Source organism: Streptomyces sp. CB01201 (assembly GCF_002803085.1).
GTDB lineage: Bacteria > Actinomycetota > Actinomycetes > Streptomycetales > Streptomycetaceae > Streptomyces > Streptomyces hundungensis.
Genome location: NZ_NNBJ01000008.1, coordinates 161,202 through 183,602, shown reverse-complemented (window position 1 = coordinate 183,602; position 22,401 = coordinate 161,202). Strand labels below are relative to the sequence as shown.

At 70.2% G+C, this 22,401-nt stretch carries 22 protein-coding genes; 15 read left to right on the top strand and 7 right to left on the bottom strand.

Annotated elements, in window-relative coordinates; genetic code table 11:
• Positions 1-662, bottom strand: a 662-nt coding sequence (locus CG740_RS41020) for an MFS transporter (RefSeq protein ID WP_234376342.1), incomplete at its 3' end; no start/stop codon positions are given.
• A gap of 263 nt (positions 663-925) precedes the next feature.
• Here CG740_RS41020 and CG740_RS18385 point away from each other — a divergent pair.
• The 3 genes from CG740_RS18385 to CG740_RS18375 all read left to right on the top strand — a co-directional run bounded on the left by CG740_RS18385 (position 926) and on the right by CG740_RS18375 (position 4,627).
• Positions 926-2,071 carry a winged helix DNA-binding domain-containing protein gene (locus CG740_RS18385; protein ID WP_100576408.1) on the top strand — a complete coding sequence of 382 codons (1,146 nt, stop codon included), beginning with the start codon at positions 926-928 and terminating at the stop codon, positions 2,069-2,071.
• A gap of 131 nt (positions 2,072-2,202) precedes the next feature.
• Complete coding sequence (locus CG740_RS18380; RefSeq protein ID WP_100576242.1) at positions 2,203-3,084, top strand: NmrA family NAD(P)-binding protein; 882 nt, start codon at positions 2,203-2,205, stop codon at positions 3,082-3,084.
• 262 nt (positions 3,085-3,346) lie between these two features.
• The gene (locus CG740_RS18375) at positions 3,347-4,627 is read left to right on the top strand and encodes a phosphatase PAP2 family protein (RefSeq protein WP_100576241.1); all 1,281 of its coding nucleotides are present in this window, start codon (positions 3,347-3,349) and stop codon (positions 4,625-4,627) included.
• A gap of 215 nt (positions 4,628-4,842) precedes the next feature.
• Here CG740_RS18375 and CG740_RS18370 read toward each other — a convergent pair whose 3' ends face one another.
• Positions 4,843-5,754, bottom strand: a complete 912-nt coding sequence (locus tag CG740_RS18370) for an NADP-dependent oxidoreductase (protein ID WP_100576407.1) — start codon at positions 5,752-5,754, stop codon at positions 4,843-4,845.
• Between the two features lie 134 nt (positions 5,755-5,888).
• On the opposite strand from CG740_RS18370, the gene CG740_RS18365 reads away from it, so the two are divergent.
• Positions 5,889-6,314: a hypothetical protein gene (locus CG740_RS18365; RefSeq protein ID WP_100576240.1), complete on the top strand. Its 426-nt coding sequence runs from the start codon at positions 5,889-5,891 to the stop codon at positions 6,312-6,314.
• A 69-nt stretch (positions 6,315-6,383) separates the two neighbouring features.
• On the opposite strand, the gene CG740_RS18360 is transcribed toward CG740_RS18365, so the two are convergent.
• Complete coding sequence (locus CG740_RS18360) at positions 6,384-6,998, bottom strand: class I SAM-dependent methyltransferase (protein ID WP_100576239.1); 615 nt, start codon at positions 6,996-6,998, stop codon at positions 6,384-6,386.
• 410 nt (positions 6,999-7,408) lie between these two features.
• Here CG740_RS18360 and CG740_RS18355 point away from each other — a divergent pair, with 410 nt between their 5' ends.
• From CG740_RS18355 to CG740_RS18315, 9 genes are all read left to right on the top strand, one after another.
• Positions 7,409-8,188: an SDR family oxidoreductase gene (locus CG740_RS18355; RefSeq protein ID WP_100576238.1), complete on the top strand. Its 780-nt coding sequence runs from the start codon at positions 7,409-7,411 to the stop codon at positions 8,186-8,188.
• Between the two features lie 98 nt (positions 8,189-8,286).
• Positions 8,287-8,460, top strand: coding sequence for a hypothetical protein (locus CG740_RS18350; protein ID WP_100576237.1), 174 nt, complete (start codon positions 8,287-8,289; stop codon positions 8,458-8,460).
• Between the two features lie 289 nt (positions 8,461-8,749).
• Positions 8,750-8,998 carry a hypothetical protein gene (locus tag CG740_RS18345; protein WP_234376341.1) on the top strand — a complete coding sequence of 83 codons (249 nt, stop codon included), beginning with the start codon at positions 8,750-8,752 and terminating at the stop codon, positions 8,996-8,998.
• Between the two features lie 451 nt (positions 8,999-9,449).
• Positions 9,450-10,343, top strand: a complete 894-nt coding sequence (locus tag CG740_RS18340) for an NAD(P)H-binding protein (RefSeq protein ID WP_100576235.1) — start codon at positions 9,450-9,452, stop codon at positions 10,341-10,343.
• An 86-nt stretch (positions 10,344-10,429) separates the two neighbouring features.
• Positions 10,430-10,801: a darcynin family protein gene (locus CG740_RS18335; protein WP_100576234.1), complete on the top strand. Its 372-nt coding sequence runs from the start codon at positions 10,430-10,432 to the stop codon at positions 10,799-10,801.
• Between the two features lie 154 nt (positions 10,802-10,955).
• Positions 10,956-11,417 carry a MarR family winged helix-turn-helix transcriptional regulator gene (locus tag CG740_RS18330; protein WP_100576233.1) on the top strand — a complete coding sequence of 154 codons (462 nt, stop codon included), beginning with the start codon at positions 10,956-10,958 and terminating at the stop codon, positions 11,415-11,417.
• A gap of 179 nt (positions 11,418-11,596) precedes the next feature.
• Positions 11,597-13,201 carry an MFS transporter gene (locus CG740_RS18325; protein ID WP_100576406.1) on the top strand — a complete coding sequence of 535 codons (1,605 nt, stop codon included), beginning with the start codon at positions 11,597-11,599 and terminating at the stop codon, positions 13,199-13,201.
• A 107-nt stretch (positions 13,202-13,308) separates the two neighbouring features.
• Positions 13,309-13,893, top strand: a complete 585-nt coding sequence (locus CG740_RS18320) for a cysteine hydrolase family protein (RefSeq protein ID WP_100576232.1) — start codon at positions 13,309-13,311, stop codon at positions 13,891-13,893.
• A 37-nt stretch (positions 13,894-13,930) separates the two neighbouring features.
• The gene (locus tag CG740_RS18315) at positions 13,931-14,395 is read left to right on the top strand and encodes an SRPBCC domain-containing protein (protein WP_100576231.1); all 465 of its coding nucleotides are present in this window, start codon (positions 13,931-13,933) and stop codon (positions 14,393-14,395) included.
• Positions 14,396-14,414: 19 nt separating this feature from the next.
• Here CG740_RS18315 and CG740_RS18310 read toward each other — a convergent pair whose 3' ends face one another.
• Positions 14,415-15,002, bottom strand: a complete 588-nt coding sequence (locus tag CG740_RS18310) for a hypothetical protein (protein WP_199846498.1) — start codon at positions 15,000-15,002, stop codon at positions 14,415-14,417.
• Positions 15,003-15,239: 237 nt separating this feature from the next.
• Positions 15,240-15,755, bottom strand: a complete 516-nt coding sequence (locus CG740_RS18305) for a hypothetical protein (RefSeq protein ID WP_100576229.1) — start codon at positions 15,753-15,755, stop codon at positions 15,240-15,242.
• A gap of 178 nt (positions 15,756-15,933) precedes the next feature.
• On the opposite strand from CG740_RS18305, the gene CG740_RS18300 reads away from it, so the two are divergent.
• On the top strand, positions 15,934-16,650 hold the full coding sequence (locus CG740_RS18300; protein WP_234376340.1) for an LmeA family phospholipid-binding protein: 717 nt from the start codon (positions 15,934-15,936) through the stop codon (positions 16,648-16,650).
• 97 nt (positions 16,651-16,747) lie between these two features.
• Here the strand turns inward: CG740_RS18300 and CG740_RS18295 are convergent, their stop codons facing one another.
• On the bottom strand, positions 16,748-17,842 hold the full coding sequence (locus CG740_RS18295; RefSeq protein ID WP_199846497.1) for a DUF5954 family protein: 1,095 nt from the start codon (positions 17,840-17,842) through the stop codon (positions 16,748-16,750).
• Positions 17,843-18,126: 284 nt separating this feature from the next.
• On the opposite strand from CG740_RS18295, the gene CG740_RS18290 reads away from it, so the two are divergent.
• Positions 18,127-19,317, top strand: coding sequence for an enoyl-[acyl-carrier-protein] reductase FabV (locus CG740_RS18290; protein ID WP_100576227.1), 1,191 nt, complete (start codon positions 18,127-18,129; stop codon positions 19,315-19,317).
• Between the two features lie 58 nt (positions 19,318-19,375).
• Here the strand turns inward: CG740_RS18290 and CG740_RS41530 are convergent, their stop codons facing one another.
• Complete coding sequence (locus CG740_RS41530) at positions 19,376-22,267, bottom strand: AAA family ATPase (RefSeq protein WP_267895409.1); 2,892 nt, start codon at positions 22,265-22,267, stop codon at positions 19,376-19,378.
• Positions 22,268-22,401 lie beyond the last annotated feature (134 nt).

Sequence of the window (22,401 nt, the reverse complement as noted above, 5' to 3'; positions counted from 1 at the left end):
ATCGGAAGCAGCAGCAGGACCAGACCCGCGGAGAGGCCGAGGGCGCCGAACACGTCGAACGTGCCCTCCGCCTTGACCCGGCTCTCCGGTACGAAGACCAGGGTGAGCACGATGGCCACCACACCCAGGCCCGCCGAGCTGAAGAACAGGGCGTGCCAGTCGGCGTGCTGGGCGATCAGGGCGGCGGCCGGCAGCGCGAGTCCGCCGCCGACGCCGATGGAGGAGCTCATCAGGGCCATCGCCGAGCCGAGCTTCTCGCGGGGCAGTTCGTCCCGCATCAGGCCGATGCCGAGCGGGATGGCGCCCATCGCGAAGCCCTGGAGCGCACGGCCGACGATCATCACGATGAGCTGGTCGGTGAAACCGGCGATGAGCGAGCCGATCACCATGATGGCGAGGCTGAACAGGAGCATGCGGCGCTTGCCGTTCAGATCCCCGAGCCGGCCCATGATCGGGGTGGCCACGGCGCCGGCGAGCAGCGTCGAGGTCATGACCCAGGTGGCGTTGGACGGCGAGGTGCTGAGCAGCTCCGGCAGGTCCTTGATGACCGGCACGAGCAGGGTCTGCATCACCGCGACCGTGATGCCGGCGAACGCCAGGACGGGGACGACACCACGTATGCCGCGCGGCGCGGCCTGCTGGTCGGTCGTCGGTGGGGACATAGAGGAGCCTCCGGAGGCTGAGTGAGGTCGGCGGCGGCCCCTGAGCGGGGTACGTGTGGCTTGAACCCGTTTCCCCAGGCGACTATTCCGGCGGGCTCTTATGAATTCCACATCTCTCCCAATCTTGACCTGGATGGGAAACGCTTGACCTGTTCATTGCCTTCGGGTCCGGCCTCCGGAAGCCGTGCAGAACCCTCGCGGCCCGACCTGCGGTTCTGGTGCGGCGCGGGAAACGGGTGGGGCCGGTGCGGCAGAATCCGGGCATGAAGCTCACCGGGCGCGCACTCAACCGAGCCACTCTGAGCCGTCAACTCCTACTGGAACGGGCACAGTTGGGCGTCCTTGACGGCTTGAAGCAACTCGTCGCGCTCCAGGCCCAGCACCCGGCATCCCCGTACATCGCGCTATGGAACCGGCTCTCCGGCTTCGATCCGGCCGAGCTGGACGAGGCCTTCACGCGCCGCCTGGTGGTCAAGGCGACCCTGATGCGCGTCACGCTGCACGCGGTGCGCGCCGAGGACTATCCGGTCTTCCGTGCGGCGATGCAGCCGACGCTGTACGCGACCCGCCTCGGCCACCGCTTCGCCGCGACAGGCCTCACGCCGGCGGACGCCGACGAGCTGACGCCGGAGCTGCTCGCGTTCGCCGACCGGCCGCGCACCATGGCCGAGATGCGGGCCTGGGTGGAGGAGCGGGTCGGCGCCGAGCGCGGGGACGGGGGCTGGTGGGGGCTGAGGGCGTACGCACCGCTACAGCACGCCCCGACGAAGGCGCCCTGGTCGTTCGGCTACCGGCCGTCGTTCGTGGCGGCCGGGACGCCGCGCGCGTACCGCGGACGGGAGCCGGACCCGGAGGCGCTGCGGGCCCTGGTCCTGCGGTACTTGGCCGGCTTCGGGCCGGCCTCGGTCGCGGACGTGGCCCAGTTCCTGATGATGCGGCGCTCGGACGTGCGTCGAGCCCTGAGCGCTCCGGAGACCGTCGTCGAACAGCTCCAAGGGCCGGACGGGCTCACCCTGTTCGACCTGCCGGACGCTCCTCGGCCACCCGCGGACACCCCGGCGCCGCCCCGGTTCCTGGCCATGTGGGACAGCGCCCTGCTGTCCCATGCCGACCGTGGCCGACTGATTCCGCCGGCGTACCGGCCCCTGGTGATCCGGAACAACGGCGATGTCCTGCCCGCCGTGCTGGTGGACGGATATGTCGCCGGGGTGTGGCGGCCCATGGCCGAAGGCGTCGAGGTGACGGCCTTCCACCCGCTGACGCGGGCCGTCTGGGAAGGGCTCGCGGAGGAGGCCCGGTCCCTGGCCGAACTCCTCGCCGGCCGTGAGGCTGCGCCCTACAGCCGTCATCACCACTGGTGGGCCAAGCTGCCCGAGGGCGAGGTGCGGCTGCTCCCCATGGCTCGGTGACTGACTTCGACCGAAATAGGACAGGTGCCGACCGACTCTCCTTCTAGCCTGGCCGAGTCACCGATGTTGTTCCGCCACTGAAAGACGCAGAAGCCACAACAGCCACAGAACGCATCGAAAGGAAGGCAGCCATGCGGATCGCCGTCACCACGCCGACCGGCAACGTCGGCCGTCATGTCGTCACCGCGCTGATCCGGGCCGGTGTCTGCCCGCGCGTCCTGCTCCGTGATCCCGCCCGCCTCGCCCCCGAGGTCCGCGACCACGTGGACGCGGTGCGGGTCGACCAGTACGACGCCGAGACGGTGGTCGCCGCCACCCGCGATGTCGACGCCCTGTTCTGGGTCGACCCGAGTACGGCGAGCGGTGATCCCCTCGCCGACTACGCCCGTGCGACCACCAGCGTGGTGCGGGCCGTCACCGAGAACGGGATCGGCAGGGTCGTCTTCCAGAGCAGCGTGGGCGCCGAGAAGCGCCACGGTGCCGGAGAGATCGACGGGCTGGCCCTTACGGAGACCGCCCTGGACGGCACCGGCGTCGACGTCACCCATCTGCGATGCGGCTACTTCTTCACCAACCTGGAACTTCAGCTCGACGCCGTGCGGGCGGGCCTCCTCCAGGTCGTCCTGCCGCTCGACCAGCCCATGGCCTGGGTGGCCCCGCGCGACATCGCGGAGGTGGCCGTCACCCGCCTCCTGTCGTCCGCGTGGTCCGGGCGCTGCGTGCAGGCGGTACACGGAGCGGCCGATCTCACCTGGCAGCAGGTCGCGGAGATCCTCACCGCGGCCACCGGTCGGCGGATCGATGTGGAACGCATCACCGACGACGCCATGCGTGCCCAGCTGCACCGAGCCGGAATGCCGGACGGAATGGTCGAGTCCGTTCTCGGCATGTCGACCGGCCTCCGGGAGGACTTCGTCCCCGAACAGGGCCGCACGGTCCGCACCACGACCCCGACCACCCTGGCGGCCTGGGCATATGACCACTTGAGGGGGCGGATCGAGGACGCGTCGTAAGTGCGGCGCGACTCGTCCCGGGATGCGAGTGCACGAGGTCACCCATGACCAGCGAAACCCACCCACACCACTCGGATAACATGATCGGCGCTGATGATCCTGTCCTCGGTGCACTACATCACAATGACGAACTCATCCAGTACGAAGAGTGACCTGTTAACCAACATCTAGCAAATCGGCCAAACAATTGACAACGATATCACCGCGGGTATTTTCCCGAATAAACAACAAAATTCCGTCGACGTGGCGTACTCCGCGGGCGATGATGTGGGCTGCGGTGGTCGTGGTGGCCCTCGGGTTCCTCGTCGTGCTGGAGGTCGCGGCGCGTCATTACGGCCAGCCGGGCCCGATCACAAATCAGGCGAAAGAAGTCATATTCGCGCCGAAATCCGGGCCCCTGCTGTACGCCAGTATGGCGCTGATGATGGTGGTGCTGACCTGGCGGCAGCGGGCCATCGCCATAGCGGCTGCCGTCGGTATCGACATAGCCTTCTTCCTGATTCGCTGGGCCGTCGACGCCAAAATGATGTTCGGCAATGGTGCGCTATGGGTGATTCTGGCCTGTGTCGTCATCGCTTTCACGCGCCGCACCGGTCAGGAACGTGTCCTGCTCCTGAAGGGCGTCGGTCTCGGACTGCTCCTGGTGGCGGGCCGAAAGACGGGCGATGCCTGGCTCCTCATTACATCGAAGACTCGCCCGACGGTACTCGACCAGTATGTGGCGACCGCCGATCACGCACTGGGCAACCCCTCTTGGCTGGTGGGCCGGTTCGTGAAGTCGACCGGACCGATCGGCGCCCACATTCTTGATTACGTATACATCCAGCTTGCGGTGGCAGCGGTCATCGTCGCGCTTTATCAGCTGCGCAACGTATCGACCGAGCGCCGCTTCCCGGCCCATCATCTGGTACGAACCTTCCTGGTCATCGGCCTGCTCGGGCCCGCCTTCTACATGATTTTCCCGGTGGTCGGCCCCATCTTCGCCTACGGCGCGGACGGCGGGCACTGGGCGGTGGCCAATGTGTGGCCCAATTCGGCTTCGATCAGTGTGCCTCACCATATGCCGTTCAATGAGATAACCCCGCGCAATTGCATGCCGAGTCTGCACACGGCCTGGGCAACCACCATTTTCATCCATTCCCGCAAGGGGCCGAAGGCGCTCCGGATAGCGGGTGCTTTCTGGTGGATCGCGACGCTCGGCGCGACGCTGGGATTCGGCTACCACTACGGCACCGACATCATTGCCGGAGTCGTTTTCGCGCTCACCATCGAGGCAGCCCTCCGGTCGCTCGCCCGTGGCTGGGACCGTTCGGGAGCGCTCCTTGTCGCGTACGGTGCGGCGATCTTCACCGCATTCCTGCTCTCCTATCGCTATCTCTCGATGACGATGGCCCAGCACCCCTGGATATTCGGTCCTCTTCTCATGCTGGCGACGTTCTCGGTGATCCACTACTTCATCAGGACCACGAAGCAGTGGGAGCCGCAGCCCGTCCCCGTACGGAAATTGGAACCCCAGGCCGGACCGCAGCCCGAACTCGTCTGAGCGTTCCGAATGCTCTGGGTGCTCCCCGTGCTTCGATTGCCCCGACCGCTCCGAGAGCCTTGACCACTCCCAGCGGTCCGCGCGGCGCGCTCACGGGTCCGGTCGGCAAGCGCGAGGTCCGCCCCGGCCGCGCCGCATCCGATTCCCTGCGGGGATGAGGACGCGGCCGCCGGCGGGGCGGGACTCGGGTCGCCCCACGCCGAGGCGAGGTGCCGCTACTCGCCGGGGCCGACCACCAGCACGATCTTCCCGCGTACGTGACCGGTCTCGACGGCGCGCTGTGCCTCCGCGACCTCGGCGAGTGGGTAGGTCGTCACCGCCGGCGGCGAGAAGCGCCCGGACTCGATCAGTTCGCCGATCTCGGCGAGCACATGGAGCGCGCGTCCGGAGTCGCCCCGGCTGAACACGACGCCGTACTTCCGCGCCCCCTCGAAATCGGCGATCGTGATGACGCGTTCCGGTCGCCCCGTGAGCTGGATGAGCTCGGGCAGGACGCCGCTCCCGGCCACGTCGAGTGCGAGGTCCACTCCCTCCGGCGCCAGCGCCCGGACCCGATCGGCCAGGCCCTCGCCGTACGCGACCGGCTCGGCGCCCAGCGAGCGCAGGTAGGCGTGGTTCCCCGCACCGGCGGTGCCGATCACGCGCGCGCCCCGCGCCACGGCGAACTGAACCGCCGCGCTGCCGATGGTGCCCGAGGCGCCGTTGATCAGCAGAGTGCCGCCGCCCACGACGCCGAGCTGGTCGAGGGCACGCCTTGCCGTCTCCAGGGCGGCGGGCAGCGCGGCGGCACGGGCAAAGTCGAGAGGCCGGGGGACCGGCGCGTAGAAGGACAGCACCGCCAGCTCGGCCTGCGCCGCCCCTGCGCCCGAGAAGCCGAACATCCGATCGCCCACGGCCACGTCCGTGACGCCCTCGCCGAGGGCGTCGACGACACCTGCCGCCTCGTAGCCCAGAGTCTGCGGAAGCTCCGGGTCCATCAACCCCTGGCGCTTCTTCCAGTCGCTCGCGTTGACCCCGGCGGCGCGCACCGCGATCCGGACCTCGCCGGGGCCCGGCTGCGGATCGGGAAGATCCACGAGTTCGAGCACTTCGGGTCCACCGAACCGGCTGAAACGTACTGCCTTCACCACGAGCTCCGATCATCACGCACGGTGCCGCGCCCGCCGCGCGGACCACCTGAAAGGTACTGGCCGTGGCAACGCCTCCGCCCCCTGGTGCCCCGGCGGCCTGAGGTGTGCGCCGCGTCGTGCAGGATGGCAGCATGGATCTCCCGGATGCCGGCAGCGAGTTGAGCCCGGCCGTAGAGGCCGCCCGCTCACCGTCGTGGTCCGTCCGAGCGGCGGCCGGCCGGCGGCTGGCGGGCGCGGCGGAGGACGCCGAGATCGCCAGGGTCCTCCAGCGTCTGCTCCTGGACGGCCAGGACACCGCGGTCACCCAAGAGACGGCGGAGGCGCTGCTCGAACGCTGGGACGTCCGCGGCCTGCGCATGGTTCTCGCGGCGTTCTCCTCAGCGGACGATGAGACCGGCGATCACCTCGACGTTGCCATCAACAACATCTGCTGTCAGTCCGAGGAGGGTTTCACGCGACTGGAAGCCCTGGCCTCGGCTCTGGTGTCGGACGCTGATGCCTCGGTCGCCGGTGAAGCGGGCAGGCTCGTGCGTGCATGCAGTTCCCGGCGCCGCTGAGCGGAAAGTCGCGAGTCACGCTGCGGCGGCGGCCCGTTCCCAGCGGGCGAACCGCATGCTGACGCCGCGTCAGCCGCCGGGCTTCTGCCAGGTCAGTGAGTAGCGCCGCAGCACATGTCGGCGGTACCGCACGCCGGGCAGCAGCCGTTCCGCACGCTCTCGCACCTGGCCGTAGCTCATCTCCGGGATGGCGACGGGCATGCCTTCCGGTCCTCGCGCGCGGCGGATCAGCTTGGCGCCCCGGACGATCGGCGCGGTCGCGATCATGGTCGCCCATTCCTTCGCGCCCGCCTCGCGCCCCAGGCCGACCACCACCAACGTTCCTCCAGGGCGGAGGAGTTGACGCATGCGGAGCAGGGCTCCCTCGAAATCCATGTGGTGGATCGTGGTGACCGAGCAGATGAAGTCGTAGCCCGTGGTGGGCAGTTCGGCCGTGAGGAAGTCCCCCTCGATGAACGTGAGATCGCGGTGGGCGTCGGCGAGTTGGCGGGCGCGGGCGATCATCTCCGGCGACTTGTCGATTCCCGTGACGGTCTTCGCCTGCCCGGCGAGCTTGCGGGCGAGCAGCCCGTCCCCGCAGCCCACGTCCAACGCGCCGCCGCACCCCTCGGGAACGGCGCGGAGAATGCCGGGGTGCCGGGCGACGTTGGTGTTCCAGTACGGCTGAGGGTCTGATCGGCGCATCGGCCCACCCTAGGGCGCGGTCGAGGACGCGGCGGCGTCCAGTGCTACCACGAGTGCGGCTGACCGGCGGCACTCGCGCCGCTGGGCCCTGGCCTGCCCCATGGGTGAATTCCGAAGAAGCGCCCAGATCATCAACTGCCTTGTGTGGCCAGTGAGTTGACGGCATTTCTCGCTGCTGGCCCGGCAAGTCTCCACGGCGGGGTGGCCGAGTAGCCAGCCCGCACGTCGGCCCGGGGTGCAGTGGCAGCCCTCGGCGGCAGTCCTCAGCCGGGGTGTGGCGCACCCGGGCAGCAGCCGTCCTGGTGGGTCGCCCGCCACCTGACGAGACTCGGTCGGGCATCGCGGTGCTCCGGAGTCGTCGACGTACCTCGTCACGAGCACCTCGTGCTGCCCAGAGAGGGAGACCCCGCATGACCGAGTCCACCACGTACGAGTCCACCACGTACGAGCCCGCCTCGCCCGGGCCCGCCAAGGTCGTGGCCATCACCGGCGCCAGCAGCGGGATCGGCGAGGCGACCGCCCGACGGCTCGCGGCCGACGGCCACCGCCTGCTCCTCGGAGCCCGCCGCAGCGACCGCCTGGAGGGACTGGCCAAGGAGCTCGACGCCGGCGGCGGCACCGCACAGTTCCAGCACCTCGATGTCACGGACGCGGCCGATGTACGCGCCTTCGTCCACGCCGCGGAAGAGCGCTTCGGCCGGCTGGACGTGCTGGTCAACAACGCCGGAGTGATGCCGCTCTCGCCCCTGGACGAACTCAGGACCGATGAGTGGGACCGCATGATCGACGTGAACGTGCGCGGGGTCCTGCACGGTATCGCCGCCGCCCTGCCGGTCATGCGGAAGCACGGCGGCGGACACTTCGTGAACATCGCCTCCGTCGGCGCGTACGAGGTCTCGCCCACCGCGGCCGTCTACTGCGCCACCAAGTTCGCCGTCCGCGCGATCTCCGAGGGGCTGCGCCAGGAGTCCACCGGGGACATCCGGGTCACCCTCGTCTCGCCGGGCGTGACGAAGTCCGAACTCGCCGACCACATCACCGATCCCGCCGCCCGAGCGGCCATGAGGACCTACCGTGCGGTGGCCCTTCCCGCCTCCGCCATCGCGGACGCCATCGCCTATGCCGTGGCCCAGCCTCCGCAGGTCGACGTCAACGAGATCGTCGTCCGCCCGGCGGCAAGCGCCCAGTGACGGCCCAAGTCCCCTGAAGTGGGCCGGTGTTCGCGCTACGGGGTTCCTGCTGGTGAGGCGGGGTACCCGGCGGGCATCAACCGGATAGGGGAGAAGCCATGCTGGCCATAGGCGCCGCGGTTCTGTTCATCATCGCGTTTCTGATCAATGCAGCGGACATATCGACCAATCACGTGTTCACCTCCACCAACGTCATGCTGATCGGCCTCGCTCTGCTGGCCCTGCACGTCGCGGGCATCGGCAACGGCTGGTCGGGGCGCAGGCGGCGCTGAGCGGGGTGGGGCCGGGGTGCGGCGGGCGCCTGTCGTGCGGTCCGCGTCGCCGCTCCGCCGCGGTCCCCGTAGCCGCTCCGGAATTGGACGGAGTGACCAGGTAAACGTGAAAGAGTGGGTCGCTTTTACGGGGGCGTGCATGGTTTAACTCGCAACTGCTTAATGCTCCCGCGCGCCCGAGTGACACGCGTATTCCGTCCGGGCATCGGTGATAAAACTGTCGTTGTCCAGCTCGTCGGACGGTGTTACAAAACAGAAAGGCGGCGTCATGATTCAAGGCGTCAAGCGTGTGATCGCTCTCGGAGCGGCCACGGCCGCGCTCACCGCGGGGGTGGCTTTCTCCTCGGTCGGTGCCGCGGAGGCGGCCCCGCAGCACACGGTCACGGCAGCGGCTCACGGCGGCAAGGAGAAGTGCCACGTGGTCAAGGGCTACTGGACGAAGACCTGGCACAAGCCGACCCGCGACCGGCACGGCAAGGTCCACCCGGGGTACTGGACCAAGACCTGGCACAAGGCCCACAAGGTCTGCCACCGTTAAAGCGGGCGGGCTTGCGCAAAGAGTGTGCGAGCCCTCTCTAAAGAGGTCATAAAAAACGGCGTGGCGCCTTCTGCCGAAAATTCGGCAGAAGGCGCCACGCCGTTTTATTTACTGTCGACTTCTGTGAATTCCCTGTGCGGGAGGGGGCGGGGGTGAGGTATTTGCATAACTGTTCACCTGCGGTGGTCCGTTGCACTGTGTGCGGCGTTGACCCGAGCGGTCCTCGCCCAAGGGAGCTGCGTTGTCTGTGGCTCCGTCCAGCGTCGAATGCCCCGGACCGACCCTGCGAGTTGAGGATCACGCTCGCCCAGGGCTGTTGGAGGACGTTCGTGCTGTTCACCAGGGTCATTCCACTTCAGACAATGATTCAATGCCGAAGTTCCCCTTGTGGCAACGTCCCCGGCCTTCGCAGGATGAGGGCGTACCGAACGGCACAACCCATGGGGTTCTCATGATCGTCATTACCGCTCCCACCGGGAACATCGGGCGCCACCTGCTCACTCGACTCCTTGAGGCCGCACCCGCGTCGGGCGAGGAACTGCGCGTCATCGTGCGCGATCCCGCCCGGCTGCCGGACGAGGTGCGCGGACGCGTCGAGGTGGTCACCGGCTCGCACGGCGACGCCGAGGTCGTCGACCGTGCCTTCGAGGGTGCGGACGCCGTCTTCTGGCTGGTCCCGCCGGACTCCTCGCTCACGCCGGCCGACGGCTACAGCGGTTTCACGCTCCCTGCCGCGAAGGCGCTCGCAGCCCACCGGGTCGGCCACGTCGTCGGCGTCTCCGCGCTCGGCCGGGGCACGGCGCTTGCCGACCGCGCCGGCCTTGTCACCGCCTCACTGGCCATGGACGACCTCATCGCCGACAGCGGGGTCGCCTACCGAGCCCTGGCCAATCCGTCCTTCTTCGAGAACCTTCTGGAGGAGGCGGAGTCGATCCGCGACAAGGGTGTCTTCATCGACAACGTAGAAGCGGACCGCAAGGCCCCGCTCGTGGCCGTGGCCGACATCGCGGCGGCTGCCGCGAAACTGCTCCTCGACCGTTCCTGGACCGGCGTCGACAGTGTTCCGGTCCTCGGGCCGCAGGACATGTCCCCCAACGACCTGGCGCGTGTCATGACCGAGCAACTCGGCCGACCCGTCCGCTACGAGCGCCAGCCGCTCGACGAGCTGTACACCACTCTCATCGGCTACGGCCTCAACGACTCCTTCGTCCAGGGCATCGTCGACATGAAGCGGGCCAAGGACGAGGGCCTCGACGCCGGCGTCCGCCGAACCCCGGCCACCGCGTCGCCCACCAGCTTCGAGCAGTGGTGCGCCGAGACGCTCAAGCCCGCCGTCCTCTCCTGAGGACCGGCTGTCAGCCGCCGGTTGGTGCCAACTGGCATCAACTGACTTCAACTGGCAATCCAGTAAACCCTTTTGGAGGAACAACGATGTCCGTTGAGGAAGCCGGGACCAAGCCACCCGTCACCGCGTTCATGCTCGTCAAGACCACACCCGAGTGGCTCGCGCTGACCGTCGAGGAGCGCGTGGCAGCCTTCGCCACCCAGGTCGTCCCCGCCGTCAAGGCGAAGACCACCGGCGTTCGATCGCGGTTCTACGACACGGAGTTCTACTCCGCACGCGTCACCGACGTCTGGGTGTGGGAGGCGGAGGACCACCATGCCTATCAGCTCCTGATCGACGCGCTGCGCGAAACGCCTTTCTGGGACCGGTACTTCGAGGTCGTCGACCTCCTCGTCGGCACCGAGAACGGCTACGCCCGGACGTATGGGGTGGAGGCGGTCACCACGATCGCCACCTGACCCCGCGAGCGCGGCCGACCGTACCGGGCCGGGTGGGGCGGGGACCGGGCATGCGATACCGGACATGCGATACCGGGGCCGCGGTACCGGGCCGGATCGGGCTCGTGATGCCTCCTGTTGTTACGACAGGTTAATAAGCCTATTGTAACTATCCATGGAAGACGTCATACCTCCAGCCGAAGCCGAACCAGAAGCCGCCGAAGAACTGGCGGCGACCCTCAAGCTGGCCGTCGGTCGGATAGCCCGGAAGCTGCGGCAGGCGCACGCCGTGGGCGACACGACACTCTCCGAGGTGTCCGTGCTCGCCCGGCTCGAACGGGACGGACCGGACTCGCCGGGGGCACTCGCGGAACTGGAGCGCGTCCGGCCGCAGGCCATGGCCACCACCCTGGCCGCCCTTGAGCAGCGCGGACTGGTCAGCCGAGAGCCGGATCCCTCGGACCGGCGCCGGGTGGTGATGACGGTGACCGACGCGGGACGCACGGTGATCCGGGACCGGCGGTCGGAGTCCGTGCAGGGGCTCGCCAACGCGATCGAGGCGGAGTTCACACTCGCCGAACGCCACGAGCTCGTCACGGCGCTGTCCCTGATCGAGCGACTCGCGGAGCGGCTGTGACCACCGACGGCCCCCGATCCCGCAAGGCCACTTCCGGCGCGACCGCCGCAGGTCGGGCCGGCTCCACCGAGGCTTCCGGCAAGGGCGGCGCCCACGGCTCCGGCGCCCAAGACGCGCGGGACGACCGACACAAGGACGACCGCTACAAGTGGGTCGCCCTCTCCAACACCACCCTCGGCGTGCTGATCGCCACGATCGACGGTTCGATCGTGATCATCTCCCTGCCCGCGATCTTCCGCGGCATCGGGCTCGATCCGCTGGCCCCGGGCAACATCGGTTATCTGCTCTGGATGATCCTCGGCTATCTGCTGGTGTCCGCCGTGCTGGTCGTCTCGCTCGGGCGCCTCGGCGACATGTTCGGCCGGGTCCGCATGTACAACATGGGCTTCGCGGTGTTCGCCTGCGCCTCGCTCGCGCTGTCCCTCGATCCGTTCAAGGGCGGTAGCGGAGCCCTGTGGCTGATCGGCTTCCGGGTCGTGCAGGCCGTCGGCGGCTCGATGCTCACGGCGAACTCGGCGGCCATCCTCACCGACGCCTTCCCGACGCGACAACGCGGCATGGCCCTCGGCGTCAACCAAATCACCGCTCTGGCAGGCCAGTTCCTCGGCCTGATCGTCGGCGGTCTCCTCGCCACCGTGGACTGGCGGGCGGTGTTCTGGGTCAGCGTGCCGATCGGCATAGTCGGCACGATCTGGTCGTACCGCAGTCTGCGCGAGACCGGCAGCCGCAGGCCGGGGCGGATCGACTGGGTCGGCAACCTGACGTTCACGGCGGGCGCCGGCGCGCTGCTCGCGTCGATCACGTACGGGATCCAGCCCTACGGAGGCCACTCGACGGGCTGGACCAACCCCCTCGTCCTCGGCGGCCTCAGCACGGGCGTACTGCTCCTGGTGATCTTCTGCGTGGTCGAGACGCGCATACCCGAGCCGATGTTCCGACTGAGCCTGTTCCGCAACCGGGCGTTCGCGGCGGGGAACATGGCGGCGCTGCTCACCTCGATCGCCCGGGGCGGGCTGCAATTCATGCTGATCATCTGGCTCCAGGGCATCTGGCTGCCCCTGCACGGCTACGACTTCGAGCGCACCCCGCTGTGGGCGGGCATCTTCATGCTTCCGTTGACGCTGGGCTTCCTGATAGCCGGGCCGGTCTCGGGCTATCTGTCGGACCGTTTCGGGGCGCGGCTCTTCTCCACCAGCGGGCTCGTCCTGGTCGCCTGCTCCTTCCTCGGGCTGCTGGCCCTGCCGGTCGACTTCTCGTACCCCATGTTCGCGGCGCTGCTGCTGCTCAGCGGGGTGGGCCAGGGCATGTTCTCGGCGCCCAACACCTCCGCGATCATGGGCAGCGTCGCGCCGGAGCAGCGCGGAGTGGCGTCGGGGATGCGCTCTACGTTCCAGAACTCGGGCACCGCCCTGTCGATGGGTCTCTCCTTCTCCCTGATGATCGTCGGCCTCGCCGGATCGCTGCCGCACGCCCTGAGCAGCGGCCTCCAGGCGCAGGGCGTGCCCGCGGATACGGCCGCGCAAGTGGCGGGGCTGCCACCGGTCAGTACCCTGTTCGCCACGTTCCTCGGCAACAACCCGATCAGTCATCTGCTCGCCCCCAGTGGGGTGTTGGACACCCTGCCCGCGCACAACGTCGCGGTGCTCACCGGGCACAGCTTCTTCCCCGAACTGGTCTCGGGTCCCTTCCACGACGGTCTCGTCACCGTGTTCGGCGTGGCCACGGCCATGTCCCTGGTCGCCGCGCTCGCCTCGCTCCTGCGCGGCCGACGCCCGACCTCGTAGCGGCCCACCGCCGAGCCGCCCCACCGGCAGGCATCCGGACCACCACCGGCGGCATCCAGACCACGACCAGCAGACATCCCCAGAACGAAACGCGAAGGATCCTACGCATGACGAACAGCGACAGCGCCCTCCTCGTGATGGACATCCAGCGGGGCATCGTGGACCGCTTCCCCGAGAGCGTCACCGCCGACTACCTGACCCGCATCGGTACGGCGATCGACGCGGCCCGCGCGGCAGGGACACCGGTCGTCCACGTCGTCATCGGCTTCCGGGCCGGCCACCCCGAAGTCAGCACCCGCAACAAGGCGTTCGGCGCGGTCGCCGGTTCGGCGGCATTCGTCGAAGGCGACCCCAGCGCCGAGATCCACCCCGCCCTCGCGCCGCAGCCCGGCGACGTGGTCGTCACCAAGAAGCGGGTCAGCGCCTTCGCGGGCAGCGACCTCGACATGGTCCTGCGCGGCGCCGGTGCCACCCGTCTCGTCCTGGCCGGCATCGCCACCAGCGGTGTCGTCCTTTCCACCCTGCGCCAGGCCGCCGACCTGGACTTCGGCCTGACCGTGCTGTCCGACGGCTGTCTGGACGGCGACGCGGAGGTGCACCGGGTGCTCACGGAGAAGGTCTTCCCGCGGCAGGCCGACGTCGTCGGCGTCGACGAGTGGGTCAAGGCGATCGGCCGGCAGCGGATCGGCTGAGCCGCGTGGCGGTGGCCTCGCGCCTAGACTCGGGGCCATGAGCAGGACAGACCACGCAGGCCGGAGGATCGTGGCCTCCGCGCGTTCGGTCTACGGCGCGCTCCTGGACCGCGACGCCCTGGAGGCGTGGCTGCCGCCGGACGGGATGCGGGGCCGTATCGAGCGATGGGAGCCACACGCGGGCGGCGGATTCCGGATGGTGCTCACCTATCTCGATCCCGCCGAGAGCCCCGGCAAGACATCTGCGGCGACGGACGTCGTCGATGTCGGGTTCGCCGAACTCGTGCCAGGGGTGCGTGTGGTGCAGCGGGCGGTGTTCGAGTCGGACGACCCGGCGTACGCGGGCACCATGACGATGACCTGGGACCTCGTCACCACGGGCGAGGCCACCGATGTGACGGTGACCGCCACCGGTGTTCCGCCCGGCATCGACCAGACCGCCCACGAAGCGGGCATCGCCTCCTCGCTGGCCCACCTCGCCGCGTATCTGGAAGCCGGCTAGCGATCGGCTCAGCACTCGCTCAGGCGCGGGTGCCTCTCCTCTCGAACGCCTCCTGGTCGTCGGTTCCCCTCCTCGCCGCGAGTGCCGTCGCGACGGCCAGGAGGAAGACGGCGCCCGCGGCGGATCCCCACGGAGAGCTGTCGCCCTCGACGCTGGGGGAGACCCGGTGCGCGGGGTCGTAGGAGATCCTCAACTCCGCACCTTTCTTGGCGAGTTGTCGCCCCTCGGTGATCTCGGACGGGTAGCCGCCGGGGCAGTCCAGCGTGAACCGGTACACGGTCTTGGAGATGCTGCCGTCGCCGGAGGACTCCAGCTCCCTGCTCTGGACGTCGCGCACAGCGCAGGTCACCGTCCGGCTGCGGGCCGTCGCCTCCTCGGCCGTCTGCATGGTCAGGAACAGCCCGAGGGCCATCAGGAGCGCACCGAAGAACGCGCCGCTTCCGGCGGCGAGCGCGAAGTAGAGGCCGGCGGCGAGGACGATCAGTACCGCTCCACCCACCACCGCCACGGTCTGCGACGGCGGAGAGGCGCTCGCGAAACACCATCGGGCCCAGGCGTACGCGGCCGTCGCGGCGAGCACGGGAACCACTGGGGCAAGCCATCTCACGTCTGCCTCCGCTCTGGCACGGAATCCGCGTCCCCCGCTCGGGCGCGGAGATCGCGTCAGCGGAGACGCGCGCCGGGTGCGAACGGTTTCGAGCCCGGTACATGTGCGGGCAGTTGGCCCGGCAGTGACCGCGCCGGTCGGCAGTAGCCGCGTCGCGCGGAGGCAACGGCCTCGCCCGGAGGCAACGGCCACGGCCGGAGGCAGCCGAGTCGGCCGGGCGGGACCGGCCTCACCACCTCAGCGGTCTCGGATCCCGAGGTCCGCCCGCATCAGGGTGCGCATGGTCACCAGCCGGGGCTCGGCCTGCCTGACCCTGAGGAGCAGCTGCTCGGCACTCTCCCCTTCGCGTGCGAGGCCCCGGTCTATGCGCTTGGCCGCGGCGTCGACCTCCGCGAGAACCCTGTTGAGTTCGCGCGAGGCCTCCATGATGCGCAGCGGGACGATCATCTGTGCCGACGCGTACCGGTCGCGGTACTCCCGGCGGGACTCTTCGAGGCGCGTGCGGTCCTCCTCGGTGTACACGCTGTCGCGCATGCGGTGAAGGGCGTCCTTGAGGAGCGTGTGAAACTGCTCCGAGGCACGGTTCATCGCCGTGTACGCCTCGCGGCGCTCTTCGAACGACCTTCTGCGGTCGGCGAGTTCGGCCTCCGCGGCACGCTCACGGGCGTTGAACCGCTGGGGGAGCACCGCACCGAGGAGCGCCCCGCCTAGTCCCGCCGCCGCGGTGATGGCGGTGGCCAACGCGTCTGACATGCGCGGACCATATCGCGACCCGGCGCCGCGTTGCTTGAACGCGTTCAAAAAGCTGTGGGAGGATGCGCCGGTCAGGCGTGACGGCGGCATGACACAGGCGCGGCGGCCTCATATCGACAGCAGCATCACATCAACAGCGACGCCGCGACAACGGCGGCTTCGTGAGGGGGAGTTCGACGTGAGACGTCGATGGGTGAAGGTCCTGGTGATCACGGCAGCGGTGCTCGCCGTGTTGTTCACGGCGGCCGACCGCATAGCCGTGCACTACGCGGAGAAGGAGGCGGCCCGACTCGTGGAGACCCGTTACGGCGGTTCCGGCAGCGGCACCGGAGGGTCGATGGACGTGGCGATCGACGGCTTCCCCTTTTTGACCCAGGCGGTCGACGGCACCTTCGGACACGTCTCGATGTCCGCGAACAAGTACTACCTGAGCACCACGGCCAACCGGCAGAACGGCAACCTCGACGTCGACCGCCTCCAACTCGACCTGTACGACGTGACGGTGACGTCCCTGACGGCCCGCAGCGCCGAGGCCAACCGCGCCTCCGGCACCCTGGTCCTCAGCTACCGGGACCTGTCCGACCTCCTGACGCGCCTCGCGGGCAACGGCGGCAGGCTCCAAGCCTCAGCGGCCCCCGGATCGGACGGTCAGGCGGCCCGCATCAAGGTTGCGGGGACGGTCGGCGGGACCGCGCTGAACACCACCGGAACCGTACTGGCACAGGGCGACGAGCTCACCCTCACCGTCCCCGGTGCCGAACGGGCCACCGCGAACTGGCGGGTGAGCCTGCCCGAGAACGTCGGCTTCACCGAGGCGCGCGCCACCAAGGACGGCGTGGAGATCGGTCTGGTCGGTCACCTGGTCCCACTCGGCGCCTCACGCTTCAGCCGCTAGGACCCGGGGCGCCGGACGCGCACGGCGCCGAACTCATCGTGGCTGACCCGCCCGCGCCTGCCGGCCCGCAGCCGCCTCGCCGTGCGTGCGGAGCTGCTCAATCGCCGGAGACGATGTGCCCGTCCTCGTCGAGCAGTGGGTGGATGCGGGTGGGCTCCTGGGTGTTGACGTCGGACGGACGCGGGCCCTCGGGCCCGTCCGGGCCCCACCGCAGCAGGCGGCGGGTGCGCGCGATCTGGTAGACGGTGTCCTGGAACTCCAGCCGGTTGACGCGGCCGACCCGGAGCGCGGCCGCCGCCTCGGCGTACGCGGCCAGCGGGCCGGGCGTCCGGGCGGTCCCGTCGCCATCGGCCCTGCCCTCGGTCTCGGTGCGGGCGTCCGCCTCCATGGGGCCGTCCACCGGGATCAGGCCGCGCATCCGCGGCCACGCCCAGGTCAGCGAGAAGTCGAGCGACCGGCGGGCCGTGTGCGCGGTGGCATGCGGACCGCTGATCGGCGCCCAGGCGTTCGCCGTCCGCTCCACGACCGTGAACGTCGGGGGCAGCAACAAGATGTCCGGGTGCGTGGTCACGGCCCCACGCGAATCGGCGAGTACGTCCTGGGGGAACCGGTCGCCCGAGTAGCACAGGTCCCGCAGCGCGAGCCGTTCGGCGACCTGGGTCGGGGTGACCGGAGCCGACGGGTCCAGAACCAGACCGTCATCGACGGCCGGCCCCCTGGCTCCACGCGACCAGTCCGGAACCAGAGGCTCCGCGTCGGTGGGGCGCGGCCCCTCCATTTCACCCAGGGCCCCCACGGCGGCGTACTCCTCGGCGCGCACGATCCGGTACCGCGTCCCGGCGACGCCGAGGTCGTCGACGTACTCGGTCTCCAGCCTGGCGACCGCCGCCAGCAGGGCGCGCCGCTCGGCCGTGTCCTCGGCATCGTCCTTCGCGCGGAACCACAGGCGCGAGTTCAGGCTGTCGCGCGCCTGCTGCGGGCAGCCGAGCGTCACGGCGACGATGACCCGCCACACGTGCCCGTCGCCGTCCTCCTGCGCCGCCACTCCGAACAACGGGCCGCGCACGACCAGATTGCCCGTGCGCGCCACGGCGTCCAGGGCATCCGCCTCGACCGCCGCCTCGACCGGCTCCACCGGCACCCGCACCACCAACGGCCGAGCCCCGCCCCGTGCTGCATCCCCATGCTCCATACCGCCATCCTGCCGACCAGGGAACACGCTGTCCCTGGATCAGCGGATCGGCCCCATCATCCCCGCGCGGGGATTACGCTGCGCCCTTCGCCGTCCCGAGGCCGCCCACGACGTCCGTCGGTATCGGACCACGACGTCCGTCAATATCGGATACGACAACCGCGCGACGGATTCTCCGTTCCCCACTGGCGCGGACGGCGGCGACGGGCGTGCCTACGCTCTTCGAAGGCGAGGCCACGGCCGAGGTCCGCCGTCAGTACCCCCCTACCGGAACGGACCCAGACGTGAGCCTGCGGCACATCGACCCGAAGCAGCGCGGATTCCTGATCGTCAACTCCCATCCGGCCGGCGCCGCCGCGGCAGTCAGCCGGATGTGGGACCGGATCCCGCCGCGCGCCGACGGCAGCGCTCCCGTGGTGCTCCTCCTCGGCCACAGCGCGGGCTACGGCCTCGCGGCGCTCCTCACCGGGCTGCGCAGGCACGGCATCCGAGGCGTCGGCGTCGCCTACGAAGGTGCCGAGACCGAGCGGCGCACCGCCTCAGCGGGCTGGTATCGCACCGCTGAGGCGGCACGCCTCGCCGCCGAGGCCGGTTGCGACTTCGCCTTCGTCAACACCGACGCCTTTTCCGCAAAGGGCAAGGACGAGGTCCTCGCCCTGGTGGAGCGACGGTTCGGGAAGGTCGACCACCTCATCTACAGCCTGGCCGCGCCCCGGCGCACCGACCCGGAGACCGGCACCGTCCACCACTCGGTGATCAAACCGCTCGGCGCGCCCTACGAGGCACCGGCCCTGGACTTCTCCGACGGCAGGCCCAAGGTCACGAGCGTCCGTCTGGAGGCGGGAACGGAGGACGAGAAGCACGCCACCGAGCAGGTGATGGGCGGCGGGGACTGGCGGCTGTGGGTCCAGGCGCTCGCCGAACGCGGCCTGCTCGCAGCCGGGTTCAGCACCGTCGCACTCACCTACATCGGCTCGGAGCTGACGTCCCCCATCTACCGGCAGGGCACCATCGGCGCCGCCAAGGAGCATCTGGAGGGCACGGCAGGGCAGTTGAACGCGGGTGTCCTCGCCGGGCGGGGCCGGGCGAGGGCCGTCGTCACCGGAGCCGCCGTCACCCAGGCCTCCAGCGCGATCCCGTCCATCGCCCTGTACACCACGTTCCTGCGGACGGTCCTCGGCGAGGACTTTCGGACCACCGACCAGCAGGCCGCGGAGCTGTGGGACCAGCTCCTCGGCAACACCCCCCTCGTGACGGACGCCGAAGGCCGCGTCCGTCTCGACGGCTGGGAACTCGACGCACGAGTCCAGGACCAGGTCCGTGCACTGTGGGCCGACCCGCAGGCGGGGCTCGACCGATCGGCGGCCGGAGCCGAATGGTTCATGGGGCAGATCCGCGAGCTCTACGGATGGGGCCTCGACGGCGTCGACTACGACAGGGCCGTCGAAACCTCGATCGCCTGGCCGGAGGCCTGAGCGGTCACCCGCGGCGCCTCGGCGCCAGGGCCGGTCGTGCCGCAGGGCGTGTCCGCGGCTACGCCGTAGGACGGGTCATCACCATGCGTGCGATCTCCACTCTCGATTTGGCGCCCAGCTTGCGGTAGGCGCGGGTGAGGGCGGCTTCCACCGTTTTCACGCTGACCACGAGGCCGGCCGCGATCTCGCGGTTGGTGGCGCCCTGGGCCACGCGCGCGACGACGCTGCGTTCGGTCGACGTGAGGCGGTCCGACCACGAGCCGGTCTCGGCCGGCGGGACGGGAAAGTCCTGGGCGCGGTCGCGTTCGGTGCGGGTCAGCGTGATCCAGGGGCGGGCATCGGCCTTGGTGAAGATGCGCAGGGCGCCCGCGTAGGCGGTGCGGGCGCCGGTCTCGTCCTGGAGCAGCCGCCGGACCCGGCCGAGCGCCGCTCGGGTGCGCGCCTCCTCCAGCGGATAGCCGGTGGCGCGCAGGCGCGTGGCCGCACGCTCCAACCTCCGTGCCGCAGGCACCAGTTCACCGCGCGTCGCATCGACCGCCGCCGTCGCACGGTCCAGCGTGGCGAGGACGCCCCGCCGGCCGAGGCGTTCGGCCTGGTGGCGGGCCGCCGCTATGACCGCCGTCGCCTCGTCGGGCGCACCCGCGGCGGCGAGGGCCTCCGCGAGATCGGCGTGCCAGCGGCGGGTCGCCGGGTCGCGTTGGCCCTGCGCCGACTCCAACTCGCCCGCCCGGCGCAGGAGTTCGACCGCCTGGGCATGCTGCCCGCTGAACAGTCTGATCCTGCCCTCGGCGTGCAGGGCCCGCGGCAGAAAGAGCCGGTCGTCGTCGTCCTCGCTGTGCCGCCGCGCCTTCTCCGCGGCGGTGAGCGCCTGCGCGAGGCTGCCTCCGGCCGTCTCGGCGAGCGAGAGCGCGTACCAGGCAGGGCCCTGGCTCAGACCCGCCTCTTCCACGATCCGCAGACTCTGGCGGGCGATGGTCAGGGCCGGCCGGCACCGCCCGCGTTCGATCTCGACCTGGGCGAGGCCGATCAGGCAGTGGCTGAGACTGTCGGCCGAACCCCGCTGCCGCAGCCGGTAGACGAGCGTGCGCAACTCGGCGCGCGCCTCGTCGAGTTCGTCGCGCACCAGATGGAACCGGTACTTGAGGTAGACGGGTCCGTTGTGGTGGGTCATGGCGTGTACGTCATGGGGCGCGGCGAGGGCGGCGGTCAGGGTCGTCTCGGCCTCCGGCAGCCCCAAGAAGAGCTCCAGGGCGGCCTGTTGGGTCAGCGCCATCAGCTCGGTCCTGCGGTCGCCCGTACGCGCGGCGAGCCCTGCCGCACGAACGGCGTGGTCGTGGGCGCGCGCCGCGGAGCCGCCCACCATCCAGGCGCGCCAGCTCATCCGGTAGTGCAGCTGAGCCAGCAGTTCGGGGTCGCCCGCCGCGTCGCGTACCGCCTCCGGGAAGACATCGGAGATCTCGGCCATCGCCTGGCCGCAGGAGTCGATGACCACGTTCCACGCGCGTACCCGGTCGGCCGGCCGCTCGGCGTCGCCGAGCACCTCGTGCGCGAGCCGCCGCGCGAAGTCCAGATCTCCGGCCTCGATGCCGTCCTCGGCGGCCGTGAGCCTGCGGTCGATGTCGACGTCAGCCTGCCCCGCCGGGGTGTACTCGGCGGCCAGCCGGCCGAGCCTGGCCGCCGTTTTGGGGGCGCCCCTGCGGCGGGCCGCCGAAGCCGCGGCGGCGAGCCGGGTCGCCACGGCCGGATCGGGTCCCGCCGTCAACTGGGCCAGGTGGTGGGCGCGTTCGACCGTGTCGTCGGACGCCTCGGCGAGCGCCCGATGGGCGTCCACCAGGCGTTCGTACGGTGTCTCGGCCCGCAGCACCATCGGGGTGAGCGGGTCGAGGAACCTGACGGTCCCGTGGTCCGATGCGGTCAGCGCGCGGACGACGCCGTGCCGCACACAGAGATCCAGATCGGCCGCGGCGCTCGGGCGCCCCGCACGTCGCAGCAGTTCCACCGTGGGCCGCACGGCCGCACCGGCCATGACCAGGGTGTCCCGGGCGCTCGCGGGCAGCGCGCCGAGCCGGTCGAGGACGGGCCGGCGCAGCGAGTCCGGGACGGGGAGCGGATCGTCGGGGCCGGGTGACCCGGCGCCTTCGACACGGACGTGCTCGGCGAGGGCCGAGCTGAGTTCGAGGGCCGTGCGGGGCCTGCCACCGCTCGCCCGGTGCAGCCGCGCGATCACCGGGCGGGGCCAACTGGGGTGATCGTGCCGTTCCAGAAGCTCGGCGAGCTCATGGGCGGTCATGGGCGGAACCGCGATCGTGCGCACCGGCGGCGGGCACAGGTCGAAAGCGTCGGCGCACCCGCCCGGGCGGTGCGCGGGGGGCGCGGTCTCAGGCCCCGTACAGAGGGCGGCGAGTACCGAGACGCCCGGATCGGCGCGCCGGGCAAGGTAGTCGAGCACCTGGGTCGTCGGCCGGTCGAGCCACTGCGCGTCGTCGATGACCAGCAGGACTGGCCCCGCGTCCGCGAGCACCGCGAACACCTTGCGGACGGCGATCCGCAGGAGGAGTGCGTCGCGCTCACCGGCCGAAGCGGTGTCGGTGCCCGGTTCGGGCCCCGCGGGGGAGCCGCTGCGCAGCAGGGTCCGTTCGAGTACGGCCCGCTCGTGATCGGCCAGCGCGCCGAACGTGTCGTCGGCCACCCCGGTCAGCAGGTCGATGAGGCCGAGGAAGGGGCTCTCCCGCTCGGTGGGAGACGGCGAGCAGCGCAACACCCTGTGGCCGAACTCACCCGATGCGGCGGCCAGTTGGGTCAGCACCGTCGTTCTGCCGATGCCGGAGGGGCCGGTGAGGAGGACGCCGCCGCCGTGCGACAGATGGGCCCGTGCGCTGTCCCGAAGGGCGCCGCGCTCGACGGCGAGCGGCCGGATGTCCGTCGGCAGGGTGGCCGGCTCGATCGTCACAAGCCCTCCCGGACACAGCCTCGTTCACGCCTCGGGCGTCGATCATGAACTCGCCATTGGTGGTGCCGCGCCGAATGTAGGACCGCCCTCGGCGAAAGGTCAAGACCAAAGGTCAAGACCAATCGGGGAGGGGG